The organism is Phenylobacterium sp. 58.2.17, from assembly GCF_026411515.1.
In the GTDB taxonomy this organism is placed as follows: Bacteria; Pseudomonadota; Alphaproteobacteria; order Caulobacterales; family Caulobacteraceae; genus Phenylobacterium.
In genome coordinates, this window is sequence record NZ_JAPMTQ010000004.1 from 18,672 (window position 1) to 35,409 (window position 16,738).

The window sequence follows — 16,738 nt, forward strand, 5'->3', positions numbered from 1 at the left end:
CAATCCACAGCTGCGCCGTCCCTCATCCGCTCACCCCGGCGAAGGCCGGGGCCCAAGCGGCGTTTCGGCCATGTCTGGAGCGCCGCTTGCTTGTTTGAGGCTCCGCTTGGGTCCCGGCCTTCGCCGGGATGAGCGGTATCCAGCAAACAAAGAAAAAGGCCCGGGGTCGCCCCCGGGCCTTTCACTTTGGTTCGGTCGGCCGCGCTTAGGTGTTGCCCGGCAGCTTGCACTGGCCCGAGAAGGCGCAGCCGATGGCTTCGACCGGCTTCAGGTCGGCGGTGTACTCGAGCACGTAGCCCTTCAGGCCGTCCGAGCAGGCGACTTCCATGTAGGTCGTGCCCTTGGCGGACTTGCCGATGATGCGGGCGTTGGACACCGTGCAGGAGTCCTTGCCGGCCGCCTTCAGGTCGGCGGTAACGGCGCCGTAGCTGTTGGTGTCGAGCTTGGTGAACGAGCAGCGGTAGCCAGCGATCGGCGCGCGGGCGCAGTCGTAGACGACCGGCTTGTCGTTCGGGCCGCCGAAGACGCCGACGCCGCCGTCCGGACGGTTCGAGCAGGCCATCTCGACGATGTCCTTGTTGTTGGCGCTCGGGAACGGCGCGTACTTGGAGACGTCGCAGTTGAAGCCCGCGGCCTTGGCCAGCTTGGTGTAGAGGCCGTTCTGCTCGGTGACCGCTTCCTTGGTGTCGGTCAGGGTGCAGCCGCCCATGACGCCCTGCGCCTTGGCGCAGTCATAGGTCTGGGTCAGCTTGCCGGCGTCGACGCGGTAGAGGTAGCCCTTGCCGTCGGTACAGGCCGCTTCGAAGAACGACGAGCCGGTCTGGGACATGCCCATGTACCGCTTGTCCTTCACGGTGCAGCCGTTGTTGGCCTGGGCCGCGAAGGCGTCGATCACCGCCAGGCGCTGTTCCTTGGTGCGCAGGGTGCAGGAGATGTTCGACTGGCCGCCGTCATAGAGCATGCAGTCGGTGGCTTCGACCGGCTTGGCCGCATCGATCGGCGCGCTGGTCTTCAGGACGTAGCCCTGGGCCGAGCCCTGGCAGGCGACTTCGAGATAGGTGGCGGTGGCGCTTTGGCCGATGCCGCGGGCGGCCTCGGGGGTGCACTGCACCTTGCCGGCCGCGAGCACGCCGGCCAGGTCGGCCTTCGGATCGGCGTTGCCGGGCAGCTTGCAGGCCAGGTTCGAAGGCTTGCCGTCCGGACCCGGGGTGCCCGCTTCGATGCAGGTGAACGAGGTGGTCGCGCCGCCCTCGACCGCCGACAGCACGAAACCGACGCCCTGGTCGCAGTCGATCTCGTAGTAGGTGGTGTTGGTCTTGGTCTTCTTGTCGCTGGTCTTGCCGACGAACAGCGCGTCGGTGACGTTGCAGGAAATGCCAGCGGCCTTGGCGAGGGCCGGAGCCTCGGCCATCCCCTGGGTGCGCGCCTTATCCGAGATCTCGGCGGCTTTCTTGCCTTGCGAGACGGCGGCCGGCGCCAAGGCCAGCACGGCCAAGGTGGCGGCCAGCCCCGTGATGAATGGCCTCATGGTTGAAAAACTCCTGGGTGGTTCCCTATTGCGCGGACATAAGCCCCCACAGCGCCAGTGGGTCAAGTTCGTCGTGAACGACGTCTGAACCGGGCCGTGGTTGCATTTGCCCTGACCAGCTCTGCGGTCAAAAATGGGGCGGAGAACGAGGGGCACGGCTTTGCGCGACGGATTCGAAGAGACGCAGGAACAGGCGGCGAGGGCGCGGCTGAGCTATCCGTTCGCCGAGGGGCCCGAGCTGGGCGAAGCGGTGGACGTGGCGCCGGGGGTGAAGTGGTTGCGGATGCCGCTGGGCGGCTCGCTGGCCTTCATCAACGTCTGGGCGATCGAGGACGGCGAGGGCTGGGCGATCGTCGACACCGGCATGGGCGGATCGGACACCCAGCAGACCTGGCGCAAGGCGTTCGCCGGCGCGCTGGGCGGCAAGCCGGTGACGCGGGTGTTCGTCACCCACATGCACCCCGACCACATCGGCATGGCCGGCTGGCTGACCCGCAAGTTCCAGTGCCGGCTGTGGATCAGCCGGCTGGAGTTCCTGATGTGCCGCTCGCTGGCGGCCGACACCGGGCGCGAGGCCCCGGCCGAGGCGCTGGACTTCTACCGCGCGGCCGGCTGGGACGACGATGCGCTGGAGGACTACCGCGCCCGCTTCGGCGGCTTCGGCAAGGGGCTGCACGCGCTGCCCGACACCTTCCGGCGACTGTCCGACGGCCAGCTGGTGGAGATCGGCGGGCGGCCCTGGCAGGTGGTGGTCGGATCCGGCCATTCCCCCGAGCATGTCTGCCTCTGGCAGAAGGACCTGAAGCTGTTCATCAGCGGCGACCAGGTGCTGCCGAAGATCTCCTCGAACGTCTCGGTGTTCCCGACCGAGCCGGACGGCGACCCGCTGACCGAGTGGCTGACCACCCTGGCGGCGATCAAGGACCGGGTGGACGACGAGGTGCTGGTGCTGCCGGCGCACAACGAGCCGTTTTATGGCTTGCACGCGCGGATCGACCACCTGATCGGCGGCCATGAGCGCGGGCTGGCGCGGCTGCGCAAGCTGATCGCCGAACCGAAGCGGGCGGTCGACGTGTTCTCGGTGCTGTTCCGCCGCAAGATCGACCAGCGGGTGCTGGGCATGGCCACCGGCGAGAGCCTGGCGCACCTCAACTGTCTGATGACCCGCGGCGAGGCGACGGCGCAGGCCGACGAGGCCGGGGTGATCTGGTACCAGGCGGCGTAGGGCGGCCTTACGGCGTCATCCCGGAAAGCGCGCGGCGGCGCCGCGTTCTGATCTGTCCGGTGTTCATGGGCCCGGTCTTCGGCTGCGCTGAAACCGGGCCGGCACGGGAAAAATAGCGCTTCGATCCTTGCCCCGCGCCGCGTTAGCATACGGCGTAAGTTTAGGAGCGCATTTCAATGTCCGACCATATTCTGATCGAGAAGTCCGGCGGGGTCCTGACCCTGACCATGAACCGTCCCGACAAGAAGAACGCCCTGACCCGGGCGATGTACCAGGCGCTGGGCGACGCCATCGATCAGGCCGAGTTCGACAAGGACGTGCGCTGCGTCCTGATCCAGGCCAACGGCGACATGTTCACCGCCGGCAACGACATCAGCGACTTCGCGGCGGTCAACGCCGGCGAGTCGTCGGCCAACGAGGCGCGGCGCGGCGGCAACCCGCTGCTGGCGGCGCTGGCGCGAGCCAAGACCCCGCTGATCGCGGCTGTGAACGGCCGCGCGGTGGGCGTGGGCACCACCATGCTGCTGCACTGCGACCTGGTCTATGTGGCCGAGAACGCGCTGCTGACCACGCCGTTCGTGAACCTGGCGCTGGTGCCGGAGGCGGCCTCCAGCATCACCCTGCCCAGCCGCATCGGCCATGCGCGGGCGTTTGCGATGTTCGTGCTGGGCGAGGCGGTCGACGCCAAGAAGGCGGTCGACTGGGGGATCGCCAACGAGGTCGTGCCGCTGGACCAGCTGCGCGCTCGGGCCCGCGCCGCCGCCGAGGCCGTCGCCGCCCGTCCGCCGGCCGCGGTGGTGATCACCAAGGCGCTGATGCGCGACGAGACGGGCCTGGCCCAGCGCATGGACGAGGAAGGCGCGCACTTCGCCGCCCAGCTGAAGTCCGCCGAAGCCAAGGAGGCGTTCGCCGCCTTCGCCGAGAAGCGCGTTCCCGACTTCAGCAAGGTGTCCTGACCCATGATCCGCTCCCGCTTCGGCGCCTTCACCCCCGCCCGCGTGGTGGCTGGTGACCACGATCTCTCCGGCCGCAACGTCATCGTCACCGGCGGGGCGAGCGGGATCGGCTACGAGACGGCCAAGGCGCTGGCCGCGGCGGGGGCGGACGTCATGCTGGCGGTCCGCGACCGTTCGGCCGGCGAGAAGGCGGCGGTGGCCATCAACGAAGCGATCGGGGCCGACAACGTGGTGGCCGGGACGCTGGACCTGGCCAGCCTGGCGAGCGTCGGCTCGTTCGTCGACGCCTGGGGCGACCAGCCGCTGGACATCCTGATCAACAACGCCGGGGTGATGGCCACGCCCTTGCTGCGCACCGCCGAGGACCTGGAGCTGCAGATCGGCACCAACCACTTTGGCCACTTCGTGCTGGCCGTCGGGCTGACGCGGGCGCTGCTGAACGCCGCGGAGGACGAGCGCACGGCGCGGGTGGTGGCGCTGTCCTCGATCGGCCACCGGCGCAGCGACATCCATTGGGACGACCCCAACTATCTGAGCCGGCCCTACGACAAGTGGGAGGCCTATGGGCAGTCGAAGACCGCCAACTCGCTGTTCGCGGTCGGCTACAACGCCCGCTTCGAGGAGCACGGGATCACCGCCAACGCGGTGATGCCGGGCGGCATCATGACTCCGCTGCAGCGCTACCTGCCCAAGGAGGAGATGGTGGCGATGGGCTGGATGGACGAGGAGGGCAATGTCCGCGAGGGCTTCAAGACCCCCGAGCAGGGCGCCTCGACCAGCGTCTGGGCCGCGGTCGGCGAGGAGCTGGAGGGGATCGGCGGGCTCTATCTGGAGGACTGCGCCGAGGCGCCGCCCTGGAACAAGGACAACCCGATGAAGGGCGTGATGCCCTACGCCATCGATCCTGACGCCGCCGACCGGCTGTGGGCGCTGTCGGAAGAGATCACGGGAGTGACGGCATGAGCCTGAACGGCAAGACGCTCTTCATCACCGGGGCCAGCCGCGGCATCGGCCTGGCCATCGCGCTGCGGGCCGCCAGGGACGGGGCGAACATCGCCATCGCCGCCAAGACCGCCGAGCCGCACAAGCACCTGCCAGGCACGATCTACACCGCCGCCGAGGAGATCGAGAAGGCAGGCGGCAAGGCGCTGCCGCTGATCGTCGATGTGCGCGAGGAGGCGAGCGTCTACGAGGCGGTCGAGAAGACCGTGGCGGCGTTCGGCGGGATCGACATCTGCGTCAACAACGCCTCGGCCATCCAGCTCACCGGCACGCTGGCCACCGAGATGAAGCGCTACGACCTGATGAACCAGGTCAATGCGCGCGGCACCTACCTGACCTCGAAGGCCTGCATCCCGCACCTGAAGAAGGCGGCCAATCCGCACGTGCTGATGCTGTCGCCCCCGCTGGACATGAGTCCCAAGTGGTTCCAGGGGCACGTGGCCTACACGATGGCCAAGTTCGGCATGAGCATGTGCGTGCTGGGGATGGCCGAGGAGTTCCGCGAGGACGGGATCGCCTTCAACGCCCTGTGGCCGCGCACCGGCATCGCCACTGCGGCGATCCAATTCGCGCTCGCCGGCGAGGAGGGTATGAAGGCCTGCCGCACGCCGGAGATCATGGCCGATGCGGCCCACGCGATCTTCGAGAAGCCGAGCCGCGAGTTCACCGGCAACTTCCTGATCGACGACAGCTTCCTCTATGGCGAGGGCGTACGGGACTTCGACAAGTACCGGGTCGATCCGACCGCGCGGCTGATGCCGGACTTCTTCGTGCCCGAGAGCAGCAAGCCGCCGCCGGGCGTGGTCGTGGGGTGACGCAATTGCGCCGCCCCCGGGGGAACTAGGTTCAGCGCTTCTTTCCGGCTTTGGCGCGCAGGGCCGCGTCGAGGGCCCGCGTGGTCCAGGCGGTCATTTCGTCGGGGTCTTCGAGGGCTTCGAGAGGAACGGTCCAGTAGCTCATCGCCTTGTCGCCGCCGAACGGCTTGAAGGGCTCGCAGCCGGCCGCCTCGAAGTCGGGGATGCTGACCGCGTCCGCCTTGAAGTAGAGCACGTCGTCGGCGATGAGGGCGAAGAACAGCTCATGGCGCGAGAGGCCGACGCCGCCGAACATCCGGCGGTGAGTGATCCCGCCGAGGGATGCGAGCTGCTCGAGCACGTAGTCGAGGAAGTCGGGAGAGACGGCCATGGGCCAGGAGAAGACCGCCGCGGCGGCCAAGGTGCAAGTGCGGCCGGCGACCCCGGCGGACGCCAGCCTGATCTACGGCTTCATCCGCGGCCTGGCCGAGTACGAAAAGCTGCTGCACGAGGTCGAGGCGACGCAGGCCGACGTCGAGGCGGCGCTGTTCGGGCAGACCCCGCGGGCGTTCTGCGACATCGCCGACGCCGACGGGACGCCGGTCGGCTTTGCGCTGTGGTTCTACAATTATTCGACCTTCCGCGGCCGGCACGGGATCTATCTGGAGGACCTGTTCGTGGTCCCGCAGGCCCGCGGCCTGGGGGCCGGCAAGGCGCTGCTGCGCCGGCTGGCGCAGCGTTGCCAGGACGAGGGACTGGCGCGGCTGGAATGGTCGGTGCTGGACTGGAACTCGCCGTCGATCGCGTTCTACGACTCGCTGGGGGCCAGCGCGCAGACCGAGTGGATCGTGCGGCGGCTGACGGATGGGCCGCTGAAGGCGCTGGCGGAGGGGTAAGGGCGCTCCATCAGTGTCATCCCGGTTTGCTCAGGAAGACCGCCGAGCGGTGTCCATGGGGCCCGGTCTTCGGCTGCGTCGAAACCGGGACACCCTGAATTGGAGGCTCAAGCCGCTTGCAGCCTCAATTCCCCGCGGGCCTGGCGGATGATCGACGAGGCGGTCGAGAGGAACAGGCTGGCCATGATCGCGGCGACCGCCAGGTCGGCCCATTTCGTGCCGGTGTAGGCGACGATGCCGGCGGCGCAGAGCACGGCGACATTGCCGATCGCGTCGTTGCGCGAGCAGAGCCAGACCGAGCGGACGTTGGCGTCGCCGTCGCGGAAGCGCAGCAGCAGCAGGGCGGAGATGACGTTGGCGCTGAGCGCCAGCGCCCCGACCCAGCCCATGGTCACCGCGTCGGGCGATCCGTCGACGAAGGTGCGCCAGAGCGCTGCGGCCAGGACGTAGACGCCCATCAGCCCCAGGCTGGCGCCCTTGACCAGGGCCGCCTTCGACCGGAACGCCAGGCTCTGGGAGAGGGCGAACAGCGACAGGCCGTAGGTGGCCGCGTCGCCGGCGAAGTCGAGGGCGTCGGCCTGCAGGGCCATGGAGCCGGCCAGTTGGCCCTGCACCACCTCGAGGCCGAACATGCCGGCGTTGAGGCCGAGCACGATCCAGACGGCGCGGCGGAAGGCGGGGGAGCCGTTCTCGACGGCGGCGGCGGTGGCTTCGCAGCCGCAGCCGGCGGCGGCGCAGGCCGCGCCCTCGGGAGCGGGCGGCGGCGCCTTGCGGTGGACGATCTCGTAGGTCATGCCTAAATGATGCATCCTATAGTCACTATAGGAGCAAGCGGCGAATGACGGGCGACCTTTCGATCGGCGAACTCTCGCGCCGGGCTGGCGTGAAAGTGACCACCATCCGCTTCTACGAAGGCGCCGGGCTGATGCCCAAGCCGCCGCGCAGCGAGGGCGACCGGCGGCTCTATGACGATGGGCACGTGCGGCGGCTGAGCTTCATCCGGCACGCCCGCGAGCTGGGCTTCGAGATGGAAGACCTGCGCACGCTGCTGGAGCTCAGCGACAGCCCGGACGGGTCCTGCGGGCCGGTCGACGAGATCGCCGGCCGGCACCTGGCCGCGGTCGAGGCGAAGATCGCCAAGCTGACCGCGCTGAAGGGCGAGCTGGCGCGGATGCTGAAGAGCTGCAGGCATGGGGCGGTGGCCGAGTGCCGGGTGATCGAGGCGCTGGCCGACCATTCGCACTGCGGCGGAGAGCACTGACAGGATCGCATCAGCGTCATCCCGGTTTGCGCAGCCGGGATGACACAATCGGCTATCCGGCTTCCGAGATCGCCAGCTTGAGGTTGGTTTCCAGCAGTTCGTCGGCCAGCGGTCCGTCGGGGACGGCCCTGGCCAGCATCAGGGCGCCGGCCATGCGGGTGACGACGCCCACGGCGCGGGCGCGGCGGTCCGGGGTGTCGGGGAGGCGGGCCTCCACCGAGGCGATCATCTGCTCGACCCCGCCGGCGAAGGCGGCCTTCACATCGTCTGATCCGCGGCCGGCGTCGCCGCCGAGCGCGGCGGCGGGGCAGCTCCTGCCCGGGGCCTTGCGGGCGGCCTGGGAGAGGTAGTGGGTCAGCATTTCGGCCAGGTCGCGGGCGCGTTCGCGGTGGCCCGCCATGCTGGCGAAGGCGCTTTCCAGCGCCCGGGCGGCCAGGGCGTCCTTGGACGCGAAGTGGTTGTAGAAGCCGCCGTGGGTGAAGCCGGCCGCCTTGGAGAGGTCGCCGACGCTGACCCCGTCGAAGCCGCGCTCGCGGAACAGGGTCGAGGCGGCCCCGACGATGCGTTCGCGGTTCTCCTGCGCCTGCGCCTTGCTGATCTTCATCGGCCTGCCTCTTGACGTCCCTGAGGACTCAATGATGATAATTATCATTATTGAAGTCAAGGAGCCGGCCCATGCCGCTATGGAAGATTTATCACCCGGTGGGTGCGTTCAGCCTGGAGGACAAGAAGGGGCTGTCGGAGGCGATCACCGCGCTCTACGCCCGCGGCCTGCCGAAGTTCTATGTCGGGGTGGTGTTCCAGGAAGTCGCCGCCGACTCGTTCTTCATCGGCGGCGAGAGCGTCGACAATTTCGTGCGGATCTGGATCGATCATATCGCCCGGACCATGCCGACGGCGGAGATCCGCGCGAAGTTCATCGAGATGGTCGATGTGGCGCTGGCCCCCTATGTGCGCGATCGGGGTCTGAACTGGGAGTACCACATCGACGAGACGTCCTATGAGCTGTGGTCGATCCAGGGCTACCGGCCGCCCTTGCCGGGGACCGAGGACGAGATCCGCTGGCGGAGCGAGAACCGGCCGAGCCCGGTGGGGCCGCGGCAGGTGGCGTGACCCCGCCTCCGCTCGTCCCGGCGAAGGCCGGGATCTAAGCTGAGGCGCCACACTCTGCAGCGCTTGTGATGTCGCAGAGCCCGCTTGGGTCCCGGCTTTCGCCGGGATGAGCGGGTATTGGTTCAGACCGAGATGTCGATGATCATCGGCTTGGCCGGTTCGCCGCGCTTGGCGGCCTCGGCGGCCTCGGTCTTGAGGGCCTGTTCCATGGCGTCCTTCACCAGACGGGCGACCTCGTTGTCGATGGTCGCCGGGTCGGCGTCGGGGTTGGCCGAGCGGACCTCGGCCTCGATCTTTTCCTTCAGCTTCTCGAGCTTCTGCTCCTGGGCCCAGGCGTAGATGCCCTTTTCGCGGATCTCGTCGAGGACAGCGCGCTGGCTGGACTTGGCGAGCTCGGCTTTGCGCGCGGCTTCGGCCGCCGCGGAGGGTTTTGCCGAGTCGGTTTTGCCGAGCTGGCCGATCTTGCTCAGCGTGTCGGTGGCGAAAAGGCCGTCTACGAGGTTTGAACTGCCGACTTGCATGCGGAGGCTCCTTGACTGGGCTATGCTGGAGCAAAGGCCGGGCCAACCGGCGGTAGAGGAGGAAACCCATGAGCGCCCCGCCCATGACGGTGCTGCAGGTCAGCGCAGAGGAGGAGGCCGCGATCCGCGCCGCGGTGCGCGGCGCCGGCGGCGCAGAGATGGTCATCGCCGGGCCGCAGCACGTGGCGGGGCTGACGGCGCTGCTGGCCGACCCGAAGGTCTCGGACCCGATCTACGACCTGCCGCGGCCGATTAATGAGACCAATGTCGGTCGTTGGGTGGCGGACAGCGAGGCGCTGCGCCAGCAGGGTGAGTGCATCCTGAGCGTGTCGCTGGACGAGGCCGGGGAGGTCGCCGGCTACTCACGGTTCACGGTCTGGCCGGACCGCTCGGCGGCCGAGATCGCCGGGGCGCGGCGGGCGGACCTGCAGAATTCCCACAGCGGCAAGGCCGGCGTGGCGCGCTCGATCGCCTTCATGTTCGAGCAACTGGGCGTGCGGCTGATCGCGCTGACCGCGGCGCTGGACAATGTCCGCTCGGCCGCCTCGATCGACGCGGCGGGCTTTCGGCGGATGGGCGAGATCGACAGCGTGCGACCGGACGGCACGACGCGCCGCTCGCTCTACTGGGAGATGACCCGCGAGGAGTGGGTGCGCCGCCACCGGCTGTAGTCAGACGCGCAGGTCGACGACCGCCCCGGACGGATCGCGGCCCTGGGCGGCGCGCTGGTCGGCCGCACGCCGAGCGTCGTCCTCAAGGATCTTCTGGAAGTCGCCGGCGGCCATGCCCGCGAGGGTCTTCCTGAGCTTCTCTTCCTCTTCCGGCGTCATCGTCCGGTCGGGCCTGGCCGGCTTCTCGATGCGCAGCTTGCCGGCGTCCTCGCGCTCCTTGGCCTTGCCCGCGGGGGAGGCGAACTGCGGCTGGGCATACCAGCTGGCGGGGCCGACGCTGCTCACGGACATGGGGCGCTCCTGGTGAAGGGACGCCTGGCGTTAAGCAAGTTTCGGGCCAAAACCCTTGCCGCGTAAGCGATTGCGTGGGTGCAAAGAAAAAGCGGCGGCCCCGTGAAGAGCCGCCGCCTTGAAGTCCTAAGCTACCTGGCCGATCAGCCGGCCTTGGCCGGGGCCGCGTCGCCGCCCTGGCTCGCCAGCGGCGGGCGCGAGAGCGGGGTGAACTTCGGCTCCATCTTCGGAATGGCTTCCGACAGGATCGACTGCACGGTCCAGCCTTCTTCCTTGGTCACGGTCTCGACCGGACGCGGCTGGCTGTAGAGGATGATGTTCTCGCCCGAGGCGCCGAAGATCTGGCCCGAGACGCTGGCCGCAGCCGGAGTGATCATGGCGACGGAGAAGCGGGCCGGCTGGTCGGCGCGGATCTTCTCGGCCATCACCGCGCGGCGGGCGGCGGCGGCTTCGTCCTTCACCGGCACCGACTGGGTCATGCGGGTCCAGGCGACCGGGGCCAGGCAGTTCGAACGCACGTTGTTGCGCGCGCCTTCCATGGCGATGATCCGCGACAGGCCGGCGATGCCCATCTTGGCCGCGCCGTAGTTGGCCTGGCCGATGTTGCCCAGCAGGCCCGAGGTCGAGGTGAAGAACATGTAGGCGCCGTCGTTCTGTTCGCGGAACAGCTCGATGGTGGCGCGGGCGACGTTGAACGAGCCGCGCATGTGGACGGCGATGACCGCGTCCCACTCGGCTTCGGTCATCTTGTGGAACATCACGTCGCGCAGGATGCCGGCCGGATTGATGACCGCGTGCAGGCCGCCGAATTCCTTCTTGGCCTGCTCGACCATGCCGTAGACGGCGTCCAGGTCGGTGACGCTGTCGGAGTTGGAGACCGCTTCGCCGCCCGCGGCGCGGATTTCCTGAGCAACCTGTTCGGCCGGACCCGCCGAACCTTCGTCTTCGCCCTTGAGGCCGCCGCCGAGGTCGTTGACCACGACCTTCGCGCCTTCGGCGGCTGCGATCAGCGCGCAGTCACGGCCAATGCCGTTGCCGCCGCCGGTGACCAGAACAACTTTCCCTGAAAGCGAACCCATCGATCAATCTCCCTAAAAGAATGGCGTTGTTGTTATTCGAGCCGGTCGGCCTTGCGCAAGGCGGGAAACAGTTTCGCCCAGACCCCGGTGACGATCAACGCGGCGACGCCGCCCGAGACCGCGGCCCCGACCGCGCCCATGAAGCGGGCCGCCACGCCGGTGCGGAACTCGCCCAGCTCGTTCGAGGCGCCGATGAACAGCGAGGAGACGGCCGCCACCCGGCCGCGCATCTGGTCGGGGGTGACGATCTGCACCAGGGTCTGGCGGACATAGACGCTGAGCATGTCGGCGCCGCCGAGCACGGCCAGGGCCACGACCGACAGCCAGAAGGTCTGCGAGAGGCCGAAGACGATGGTGGCGAGCGCGAAGATCGCCACGCCGACGAACATGATCGGCCCGGCCTTGGTGCGGATCGGATTGGCCGCCAGCCACATGGCCACCAGGGTGGCGCCGATGGCCGGGCCGGCGCGAAGCATGCCGAAGCCCTCGGCCCCGACATGCAGGATGTCGCGGGCGTAGACCGGGAGCAGGGCCGTCGCCCCGCCCAGCAGCACGGCGAACAGGTCCAGCGAGATCGCCCCGAAGACGATCTTGTTGTGCCAGACGTAGCCCAGGCCCTCCTTGATCAGCGTCCAGCGCGAGCCGGCCTGGGCCACCGGCTTGGTGTTCATGGCGATCAGCGAGACGGTGAGCACGGCGACCAGGTAGAGGCCGCTGGTGGTCCCGTAGGCGACGGCCGGCGAGATCGAGACCAGGGCGCCGCCGAGCGCCGGGCCGATGATCGAGCCGCCCTGCCAGGCCAGCGAATTCCAGGCGATGGCGCGCGGCAGCAGGCTGCGCGGCACCAGCATCGGGCCCATGGCGGTGCCGGCCGGGCCCATGAAGGCGCGGCTGGTCCCGAACAGCACGGCGACGCCCAGCAGCAGCGGGATGGTGGCGAACCCGAACAGGCTGGCGGCCAGCAGCAGCAGCACCGAGGCGATTTCGCCGGCGTAGCAGAGCTGGAGGATGCGCTTGCGGTCGTAGCGGTCGGCGGCCTCGCCGGCCCACAGCGCCAGCAGCAGCACCGGGATGAAGGTCACCAGCCCGATCATGCCGACATAGAAGGCCGACTGGGCGACGCTGTGGGTCTCGCGGGCCACGGCGTAGACCTGCCAGCCGAGCGCGACGCTCTGGATCTGCACGCCGAGGGTCGAGGCTACGCGGGTCGACCAGAACAGCATGTAATCGCGGTGGGCGAGGAGCTCGCGGGCGGTGGTCGGCTGGTCGGCGGCGTCGGTCGATTCAGACATGCGAGCTCGGTACTCGAGGACGGCGAAGGCCGGGCAACTTGGACCGCGACGACCTGCGCCGCAACGCGCGATTGACGCGGGCCCGTCATGGCCTTATGCGCCGCGCTTCTAACGTGAACGACCTGGAAGCCGTCCCATGCGACGCCAGCGACGAACCGGGCGCGCCCGCCGCGCCAGCTAGAGCCCCGCTCGCCTGCGCCGCTGCGCGTTGGCGGCGGCCCCCGTCGCCTTCCGCCCGCAAAGACGTCCATGATCGTTCCCGCCGAACAGGCCCTTACCTACACCCAAGAAGACCCCGCCGACGAAGCCGCCATCGAGGCGCTGCTGGACCACGCCTTCGGGCCCGGCCGCTTCGTGAAGGCGTCCGAGCGCGTGCGCGAGTTCGCCGAGTTTCGCCCCGACATGTCATTCTGCGCCTGGGACCAGGGCGTCCTGGTCGGCGTCGTGCGGATGTGGAAGGTGCATGTGGGCGGCGCGCCCGCGATCTTCCTGGGGCCGCTGGCGGTGCAGGCCGAGGGCCGCAAGTTCGGCGTCGGCGGCGAGCTGGTGCAGCGCGCCTGCGCCGCGGCGCAAGCCGCCGGCTATCCGGTGCTGCTGGTCGGCGATGCGCCCTATTTCAGCCGCTTCGGCTTCTCGGCCGCGCCCTGCAAGGGCGTGCGGATGCCGGGGCCGGTGGACCAGCGCCGGGTGCTGGCGCGCGGCGTGGACAAGCTGGACGGGCCGGTCACGGTCTGATCGTCACCCCCCTTTAGGCTTCTTCGTCGAGGCGCTGTTGAGCGCGGCGGCGGCCTGAACCAGGGCCTTGAAGGCCGCTTCGTCCAGGACTGCGTCCTGCGGGATGTCGATGGCCCGGCGGACGTTTCCCTCGAGGCTGGAGTTGAACAGGCCGGCGGGGTCGTCGAGGGTCGCGCCCTTGGCGAAGGTCAGCTTGACGTAGGCCTTGTAGGTTTCGCCGGTGCAGATGATGCCGCCCGACGACCAGACGGGCGTTCCGCGCCACTTCACCTCCTCGACCACTTCGGGAACCGCCTGGTGGATCAGGGCGCGGACGCGGGCGAGCGTCTCGCCGCGCCAGTCGCCGAGCGCGGCGATGCGGGCGTCGATCTCGGCGGAGGCGGAGGAGCTCTCGGGCGTGGTCTTGGAGGTGGTCATGGGGGGTGGTCCTTGCTCGGAGGCGCCACCTTGCGGCGAACCCGGCGGCGATGTCGAGGCGCGCGATCCATGCGCCTTGTGGAAGAACCCCGTTGAGGCGACGCACGCGGGTCCTTACCTTTGCTGCATGGGAGAGACGACAACCAAGCCCGGCCTCGAGGGCGTAATCGCGGCGGCCAAGCAGGCGCCGGGCCGCGGACTGCCGCCGGTGCACCTGTGGCACCCGGCCCACTGCGGCGAGATCGACATCGTGATCCGCAAGGACGGGACCTGGTTCCACGAAGGCACGCCCATCGGGCGCGAGGCGCTGGTGCGATTGTTCTCGACCGTGCTGCGCAAGGACCCGGACGGCTTCCACCTGGTGACCCCGGTGGAGAAGATGAAGATCACCGTCGAGGACGCGCCGTTCATCGCCACGCGGGTGGATCGCGAGGGCGAGGAGCTGAAGTTCCTGACCAATGTCGGCGACGAGGTGGTCGCAGGTCCTGAGAACGAGATCCGGGTGGAAATGGACGCCGAGACCGGCGAGCCGCGGCCCTATCTGCACGTGCGGCGCGGGCTGGAGGCGCTGATCGCCCGGCCGGTGTTCTATGAGCTGGTCGAGCTGGCCCAGGAGCGCGACACCCCCGAGGGGCCGCGGCTCGGGGTCGAATCGAACGGCGCCTGGTTCCCGATCGGCCCGGCCGGGGCCCACCAGCTGTGAGCCCGAACGCGCCGCCGGACGAAATGCGCGAGTGGATCGCCGGCCATCTCGATCCGCTCGACGGCGAACCGGCGAGCACGGTCGCGTCCGATTTCGACCTGGGGCCGAACGCCTTTCCCAACGAGCCGGTCAGCCTGAAGCCGGCGGCGGTGCTGGTCGGGCTGATCGAGCGGCCCTTCGGCTATTCAGTGCTGCTGACCCGGCGGGCCGACACCCTGCGCAGCCACACCGGCCAGATCGCGCTGCCGGGCGGGCGCTCCGATCCGGGCGAGACCAGCCCTGTCACCGCCCTGCGCGAGGCGCACGAGGAGGTGGGGCTGGCGCCGGACTACGTGACCCTGGCGGGGCTGTCCTCGCCGTACCGGACGGGGACGGGGTTCCTGGTGACGCCGGTGGTGGGGTTCATCCAGCCGGGGTTCTCGCTGACGCCCAATCCGGCCGAGGTGGCCGACATCTTCGAGACGCCGTTCGGGTTCCTGATGGACCCGGTCAACCACGAGCGGCACGAGCGCCAGGGACCTGACGGCCAACTGCGCCGTTTCTACGCCATGACCCACGAGGATCGCTTCATCTGGGGCGCGACGGCCGGGATGCTGCGGGCGCTCTACGACCGGCTCTACGGGGCGGCGGTTGCTTAGGGAGCTGGCCCCGCGGCTGCTGTTGATCGCGGCCCCCTTCGTCATCTGGTTCATCTGGCGCGGCGTGGCGCTGCGCACGGGGCGGCCCATGGGTTCGACGCCGTGGACCTGGCTGGTGGCGATCGCCGGGGTGCTGCTGGCGGCTTCGCTGCTGGCGACCGGTCTTTTCCATGGCGACAACCGCGGGGAGACCTATGTTCCTGCGGAGGTCGAGGCCGGCGGCCATGTGGCGCCGGGACATTTCGAGAAGAAGGCGCCCGCGAAGTGACGCAGAGCATCGGCGAAAAGCCCTGGATGAAGCCCGCCGCGCCGGTCATGGAGGCGCTGGAGGCGGTCGGCGGGGCGGGCTGCGCGCGGTTCGTCGGCGGGGCGGTGCGCAACGCCCTGTTGGGCGCGCCGGTCGACGATGTCGACATCGCCTGCACCCTGACGCCGGATGAGGCGACCAAGGCGCTGCAGGGCGCCGGGATCAAGGTCGCGCCGACCGGGATCGAGCACGGCACGGTCACGGCGATCATCAATGGCGAGCCCTTCGAGGTGACTACCTTGCGCCGCGACGTCGAGACCGACGGGCGCCGGGCGGTGGTGGCCTTCACCCAGGACTGGGGCGAGGACGCCCAGCGCCGCGACTTCACGATGAACGCGGTCTATGCCGACCGGCTGGGGAACCTGACCGACCCGACCGGAACCGGCGTGGCCGACGCCCAGGCCGGGCGGCTGGTGTTCGTGGGCGATGCGGCCACCCGCATCGCCGAGGATTCCCTGCGCATCCTGCGCTATTTCCGGTTCCTGGCCTGGTACGGCAAGGGCGAGCCCGACGCCGCGGCGCTGGCCGCCTGCGAGGCCGGGCGCGAGCTCATGGGCAACCTGGCGGCCGAACGGGTGGCCAAGGAACTTCTGAAGCTGGTCGGCGCCTATGATCCGCGGCCAGCGATGGCGCTGATGGCCCAGACCGGAGTGCTGACCCAGCTGCTGCCCGGCGCCACGGACCTGGCCAGCTTCAACCAGCTGGTCGAGATCGAGACCGAGCAGCTGTTCACCTGCGACCCGCTGCTGAGGCTGGCGACCCTGCTGCCGGACAACGAGGTCGGCGTTGGCAAGGCGGCCGAGGCCTTGCGGCTTTCCAACGACCAGCGCGATCGGCTGGTGGCGGCGATGGGCAAGACCCCGCGCATCACCTCGTGGATGAGCCCGCGCGAGAGCCGCAGGGCGGTCTACAGGATCGGCGTGCAGGCGTTCAGCGACCGCATCAAGCTGGCCTGGTCGCACTCGGAACGGTCGGCGGCCACGCACCAATGGCGCGGCCTGCTGGCCCTGGCCCAGAGCTGGACCCCGCCGCCGTTCCCGCTGACCGGTGAAGACGTGCTCAAGTCGGGCGTGCCCAAGGGGCCGATGGTCGGCCAGGTGCTGCGCGAGGTCGAGGACTGGTGGATCGACCACGATTTCATCGACGACAAGTTCTCGGCCATCGAGAAGCTGAAGGCCGTCGCCCAGGGCATGGCGTACTAGGGCGCTGGCTGGAGCGACGGGGAAGGCCAGGATCCGGTCGCACCGATCGCGCTGATCCGGCCATCCCGCGATCATCGGGCCCGGTCTTCGGCCAAAGGCGAAACCGG

The 16,738-nt window shown here is 69.3% G+C and carries 22 protein-coding genes; 13 read left to right on the forward strand and 9 right to left on the reverse strand.

Annotated elements, in window-relative coordinates:
- Nucleotides 1-205 precede the first annotated feature (205 nt).
- Nucleotides 206-1,528 carry a hypothetical protein gene (locus tag OUA97_RS04465; RefSeq protein ID WP_267230617.1) on the reverse strand — a complete coding sequence of 441 codons (1,323 nt, stop codon included), beginning with the start codon at nt 1,526-1,528 and terminating at the stop codon, nt 206-208.
- A gap of 160 nt (nt 1,529-1,688) precedes the next feature.
- Here OUA97_RS04465 and OUA97_RS04470 point away from each other — a divergent pair, with 160 nt between their 5' ends.
- From OUA97_RS04470 to OUA97_RS04485, 4 genes are all read left to right on the forward strand, one after another.
- Nucleotides 1,689-2,753: an MBL fold metallo-hydrolase gene (locus OUA97_RS04470; RefSeq protein ID WP_267230618.1), complete on the forward strand. Its 1,065-nt coding sequence runs from the start codon at nt 1,689-1,691 to the stop codon at nt 2,751-2,753.
- 176 nt (nt 2,754-2,929) lie between these two features.
- Complete coding sequence (locus tag OUA97_RS04475) at nt 2,930-3,709, forward strand: enoyl-CoA hydratase-related protein (RefSeq protein WP_267230619.1); 780 nt, start codon at nt 2,930-2,932, stop codon at nt 3,707-3,709.
- Nucleotides 3,710-3,712: 3 nt separating this feature from the next.
- The gene (locus OUA97_RS04480; protein ID WP_267230620.1) at nt 3,713-4,672 is read left to right on the forward strand and encodes an oxidoreductase; all 960 of its coding nucleotides are present in this window, start codon (nt 3,713-3,715) and stop codon (nt 4,670-4,672) included.
- On the forward strand, nt 4,669-5,526 hold the full coding sequence (locus tag OUA97_RS04485) for an SDR family oxidoreductase (protein ID WP_267230621.1): 858 nt from the start codon (nt 4,669-4,671) through the stop codon (nt 5,524-5,526). The genes OUA97_RS04480 and OUA97_RS04485 overlap by 4 nt, the downstream gene beginning before the upstream one ends.
- Before the next feature lie 31 nt (nt 5,527-5,557).
- Here OUA97_RS04485 and OUA97_RS04490 read toward each other — a convergent pair whose 3' ends face one another.
- Nucleotides 5,558-5,896: a TfoX/Sxy family protein gene (locus OUA97_RS04490; protein WP_267230622.1), complete on the reverse strand. Its 339-nt coding sequence runs from the start codon at nt 5,894-5,896 to the stop codon at nt 5,558-5,560.
- Here OUA97_RS04490 and OUA97_RS04495 point away from each other — a divergent pair.
- A complete protein-coding gene (locus OUA97_RS04495) occupies nt 5,895-6,401 on the forward strand; it encodes a GNAT family N-acetyltransferase (protein ID WP_267230623.1) in 507 nt (168 codons plus the stop codon). The genes OUA97_RS04490 and OUA97_RS04495 overlap by 2 nt on opposite strands.
- A 107-nt stretch (nt 6,402-6,508) precedes the next feature.
- Here OUA97_RS04495 and OUA97_RS04500 read toward each other — a convergent pair whose 3' ends face one another.
- Entirely contained in the window at nt 6,509-7,195 is a 687-nt protein-coding gene (locus tag OUA97_RS04500) for a cation transporter (RefSeq protein ID WP_267230624.1), read from the reverse strand.
- 44 nt (nt 7,196-7,239) lie between these two features.
- Here OUA97_RS04500 and OUA97_RS04505 point away from each other — a divergent pair, with 44 nt between their 5' ends.
- On the forward strand, nt 7,240-7,662 hold the full coding sequence (locus OUA97_RS04505; protein WP_267230625.1) for a MerR family transcriptional regulator: 423 nt from the start codon (nt 7,240-7,242) through the stop codon (nt 7,660-7,662).
- Between the two features lie 52 nt (nt 7,663-7,714).
- Here OUA97_RS04505 and OUA97_RS04510 read toward each other — a convergent pair whose 3' ends face one another.
- The gene (locus OUA97_RS04510; protein ID WP_267230626.1) at nt 7,715-8,266 is read right to left on the reverse strand and encodes a TetR/AcrR family transcriptional regulator; all 552 of its coding nucleotides are present in this window, start codon (nt 8,264-8,266) and stop codon (nt 7,715-7,717) included.
- Between the two features lie 71 nt (nt 8,267-8,337).
- Between OUA97_RS04510 and OUA97_RS04515 the strand changes: the two genes are divergently transcribed.
- Entirely contained in the window at nt 8,338-8,775 is a 438-nt protein-coding gene (locus OUA97_RS04515; RefSeq protein WP_267230627.1) for a tautomerase family protein, read from the forward strand.
- Nucleotides 8,776-8,897: 122 nt separating this feature from the next.
- Here the strand turns inward: OUA97_RS04515 and OUA97_RS04520 are convergent, their stop codons facing one another.
- Nucleotides 8,898-9,296, reverse strand: coding sequence for a hypothetical protein (locus OUA97_RS04520; RefSeq protein ID WP_267230628.1), 399 nt, complete (start codon nt 9,294-9,296; stop codon nt 8,898-8,900).
- A gap of 68 nt (nt 9,297-9,364) precedes the next feature.
- On the opposite strand from OUA97_RS04520, the gene OUA97_RS04525 reads away from it, so the two are divergent.
- Nucleotides 9,365-9,967 (forward strand): GNAT family N-acetyltransferase, encoded by a 603-nt coding sequence (locus tag OUA97_RS04525; RefSeq protein WP_267230629.1) that lies wholly within the window; start codon nt 9,365-9,367, stop codon nt 9,965-9,967.
- Here the strand turns inward: OUA97_RS04525 and OUA97_RS04530 are convergent, their stop codons facing one another.
- The 3 genes from OUA97_RS04530 to OUA97_RS04540 all read right to left on the reverse strand — a co-directional run bounded on the left by OUA97_RS04530 (nt 9,968) and on the right by OUA97_RS04540 (nt 12,629).
- On the reverse strand, nt 9,968-10,258 hold the full coding sequence (locus tag OUA97_RS04530) for a hypothetical protein (RefSeq protein ID WP_267230630.1): 291 nt from the start codon (nt 10,256-10,258) through the stop codon (nt 9,968-9,970).
- A gap of 143 nt (nt 10,259-10,401) precedes the next feature.
- Entirely contained in the window at nt 10,402-11,337 is a 936-nt protein-coding gene (locus OUA97_RS04535; protein ID WP_267230631.1) for an SDR family NAD(P)-dependent oxidoreductase, read from the reverse strand.
- 32 nt (nt 11,338-11,369) lie between these two features.
- Nucleotides 11,370-12,629 (reverse strand): MFS transporter, encoded by a 1,260-nt coding sequence (locus OUA97_RS04540; protein ID WP_267230632.1) that lies wholly within the window; start codon nt 12,627-12,629, stop codon nt 11,370-11,372.
- A 249-nt stretch (nt 12,630-12,878) separates the two neighbouring features.
- Here OUA97_RS04540 and OUA97_RS04545 point away from each other — a divergent pair, with 249 nt between their 5' ends.
- Nucleotides 12,879-13,364 (forward strand): GNAT family N-acetyltransferase, encoded by a 486-nt coding sequence (locus OUA97_RS04545; RefSeq protein WP_267230633.1) that lies wholly within the window; start codon nt 12,879-12,881, stop codon nt 13,362-13,364.
- 3 nt (nt 13,365-13,367) lie between these two features.
- Here the strand turns inward: OUA97_RS04545 and OUA97_RS04550 are convergent, their stop codons facing one another.
- The gene (locus OUA97_RS04550; RefSeq protein WP_267230634.1) at nt 13,368-13,781 is read right to left on the reverse strand and encodes a DUF1801 domain-containing protein; all 414 of its coding nucleotides are present in this window, start codon (nt 13,779-13,781) and stop codon (nt 13,368-13,370) included.
- A 127-nt stretch (nt 13,782-13,908) separates the two neighbouring features.
- Between OUA97_RS04550 and OUA97_RS04555 the strand changes: the two genes are divergently transcribed.
- The 4 genes from OUA97_RS04555 to OUA97_RS04570 are packed head-to-tail and all read left to right on the forward strand — an operon-like array spanning nt 13,909 to nt 16,631.
- Nucleotides 13,909-14,484 (forward strand): DUF1285 domain-containing protein, encoded by a 576-nt coding sequence (locus OUA97_RS04555; RefSeq protein ID WP_267230635.1) that lies wholly within the window; start codon nt 13,909-13,911, stop codon nt 14,482-14,484.
- A 23-nt stretch (nt 14,485-14,507) separates the two neighbouring features.
- On the forward strand, nt 14,508-15,122 hold the full coding sequence (locus OUA97_RS04560) for a CoA pyrophosphatase (protein ID WP_267230836.1): 615 nt from the start codon (nt 14,508-14,510) through the stop codon (nt 15,120-15,122).
- Complete coding sequence (locus OUA97_RS04565) at nt 15,115-15,390, forward strand: DUF6111 family protein (protein WP_267230636.1); 276 nt, start codon at nt 15,115-15,117, stop codon at nt 15,388-15,390. Before OUA97_RS04560 ends, OUA97_RS04565 begins: the two co-directional genes overlap by 8 nt.
- Nucleotides 15,387-16,631 carry a CCA tRNA nucleotidyltransferase gene (locus OUA97_RS04570; RefSeq protein WP_416362409.1) on the forward strand — a complete coding sequence of 415 codons (1,245 nt, stop codon included), beginning with the start codon at nt 15,387-15,389 and terminating at the stop codon, nt 16,629-16,631. Before OUA97_RS04565 ends, OUA97_RS04570 begins: the two co-directional genes overlap by 4 nt.
- Nucleotides 16,632-16,738: the final 107 nt, after the last annotated feature.

Coding starts and splice junctions, on each gene's coding strand:
- OUA97_RS04500 (WP_267230624.1), bottom strand. CDS start 7,195: ATGACCTACGAGATCGTCCACCGCAAGGCGCCGCCGCCCGCTCCCGAG.
- OUA97_RS04515 (WP_267230627.1), top strand. CDS start 8,338: ATGCCGCTATGGAAGATTTATCACCCGGTGGGTGCGTTCAGCCTGGAG.
- OUA97_RS04525 (WP_267230629.1), top strand. CDS start 9,365: ATGAGCGCCCCGCCCATGACGGTGCTGCAGGTCAGCGCAGAGGAGGAG.
- OUA97_RS04535 (WP_267230631.1), bottom strand. CDS start 11,337: ATGGGTTCGCTTTCAGGGAAAGTTGTTCTGGTCACCGGCGGCGGCAAC.
- OUA97_RS04560 (WP_267230836.1), top strand. CDS start 14,508: ATGCGCGAGTGGATCGCCGGCCATCTCGATCCGCTCGACGGCGAACCG.
- OUA97_RS04465 (WP_267230617.1), bottom strand. CDS start 1,528: ATGAGGCCATTCATCACGGGGCTGGCCGCCACCTTGGCCGTGCTGGCC.
- OUA97_RS04510 (WP_267230626.1), bottom strand. CDS start 8,266: ATGAAGATCAGCAAGGCGCAGGCGCAGGAGAACCGCGAACGCATCGTC.
- OUA97_RS04550 (WP_267230634.1), bottom strand. CDS start 13,781: ATGACCACCTCCAAGACCACGCCCGAGAGCTCCTCCGCCTCCGCCGAG.
- OUA97_RS04520 (WP_267230628.1), bottom strand. CDS start 9,296: ATGCAAGTCGGCAGTTCAAACCTCGTAGACGGCCTTTTCGCCACCGAC.
- OUA97_RS04490 (WP_267230622.1), bottom strand. CDS start 5,896: ATGGCCGTCTCTCCCGACTTCCTCGACTACGTGCTCGAGCAGCTCGCA.
- OUA97_RS04505 (WP_267230625.1), top strand. CDS start 7,240: ATGACGGGCGACCTTTCGATCGGCGAACTCTCGCGCCGGGCTGGCGTG.
- OUA97_RS04485 (WP_267230621.1), top strand. CDS start 4,669: ATGAGCCTGAACGGCAAGACGCTCTTCATCACCGGGGCCAGCCGCGGC.
- OUA97_RS04545 (WP_267230633.1), top strand. CDS start 12,879: ATGATCGTTCCCGCCGAACAGGCCCTTACCTACACCCAAGAAGACCCC.
- OUA97_RS04475 (WP_267230619.1), top strand. CDS start 2,930: ATGTCCGACCATATTCTGATCGAGAAGTCCGGCGGGGTCCTGACCCTG.
- OUA97_RS04540 (WP_267230632.1), bottom strand. CDS start 12,629: ATGTCTGAATCGACCGACGCCGCCGACCAGCCGACCACCGCCCGCGAG.
- OUA97_RS04495 (WP_267230623.1), top strand. CDS start 5,895: ATGGGCCAGGAGAAGACCGCCGCGGCGGCCAAGGTGCAAGTGCGGCCG.
- OUA97_RS04555 (WP_267230635.1), top strand. CDS start 13,909: ATGGGAGAGACGACAACCAAGCCCGGCCTCGAGGGCGTAATCGCGGCG.
- OUA97_RS04530 (WP_267230630.1), bottom strand. CDS start 10,258: ATGTCCGTGAGCAGCGTCGGCCCCGCCAGCTGGTATGCCCAGCCGCAG.
- OUA97_RS04480 (WP_267230620.1), top strand. CDS start 3,713: ATGATCCGCTCCCGCTTCGGCGCCTTCACCCCCGCCCGCGTGGTGGCT.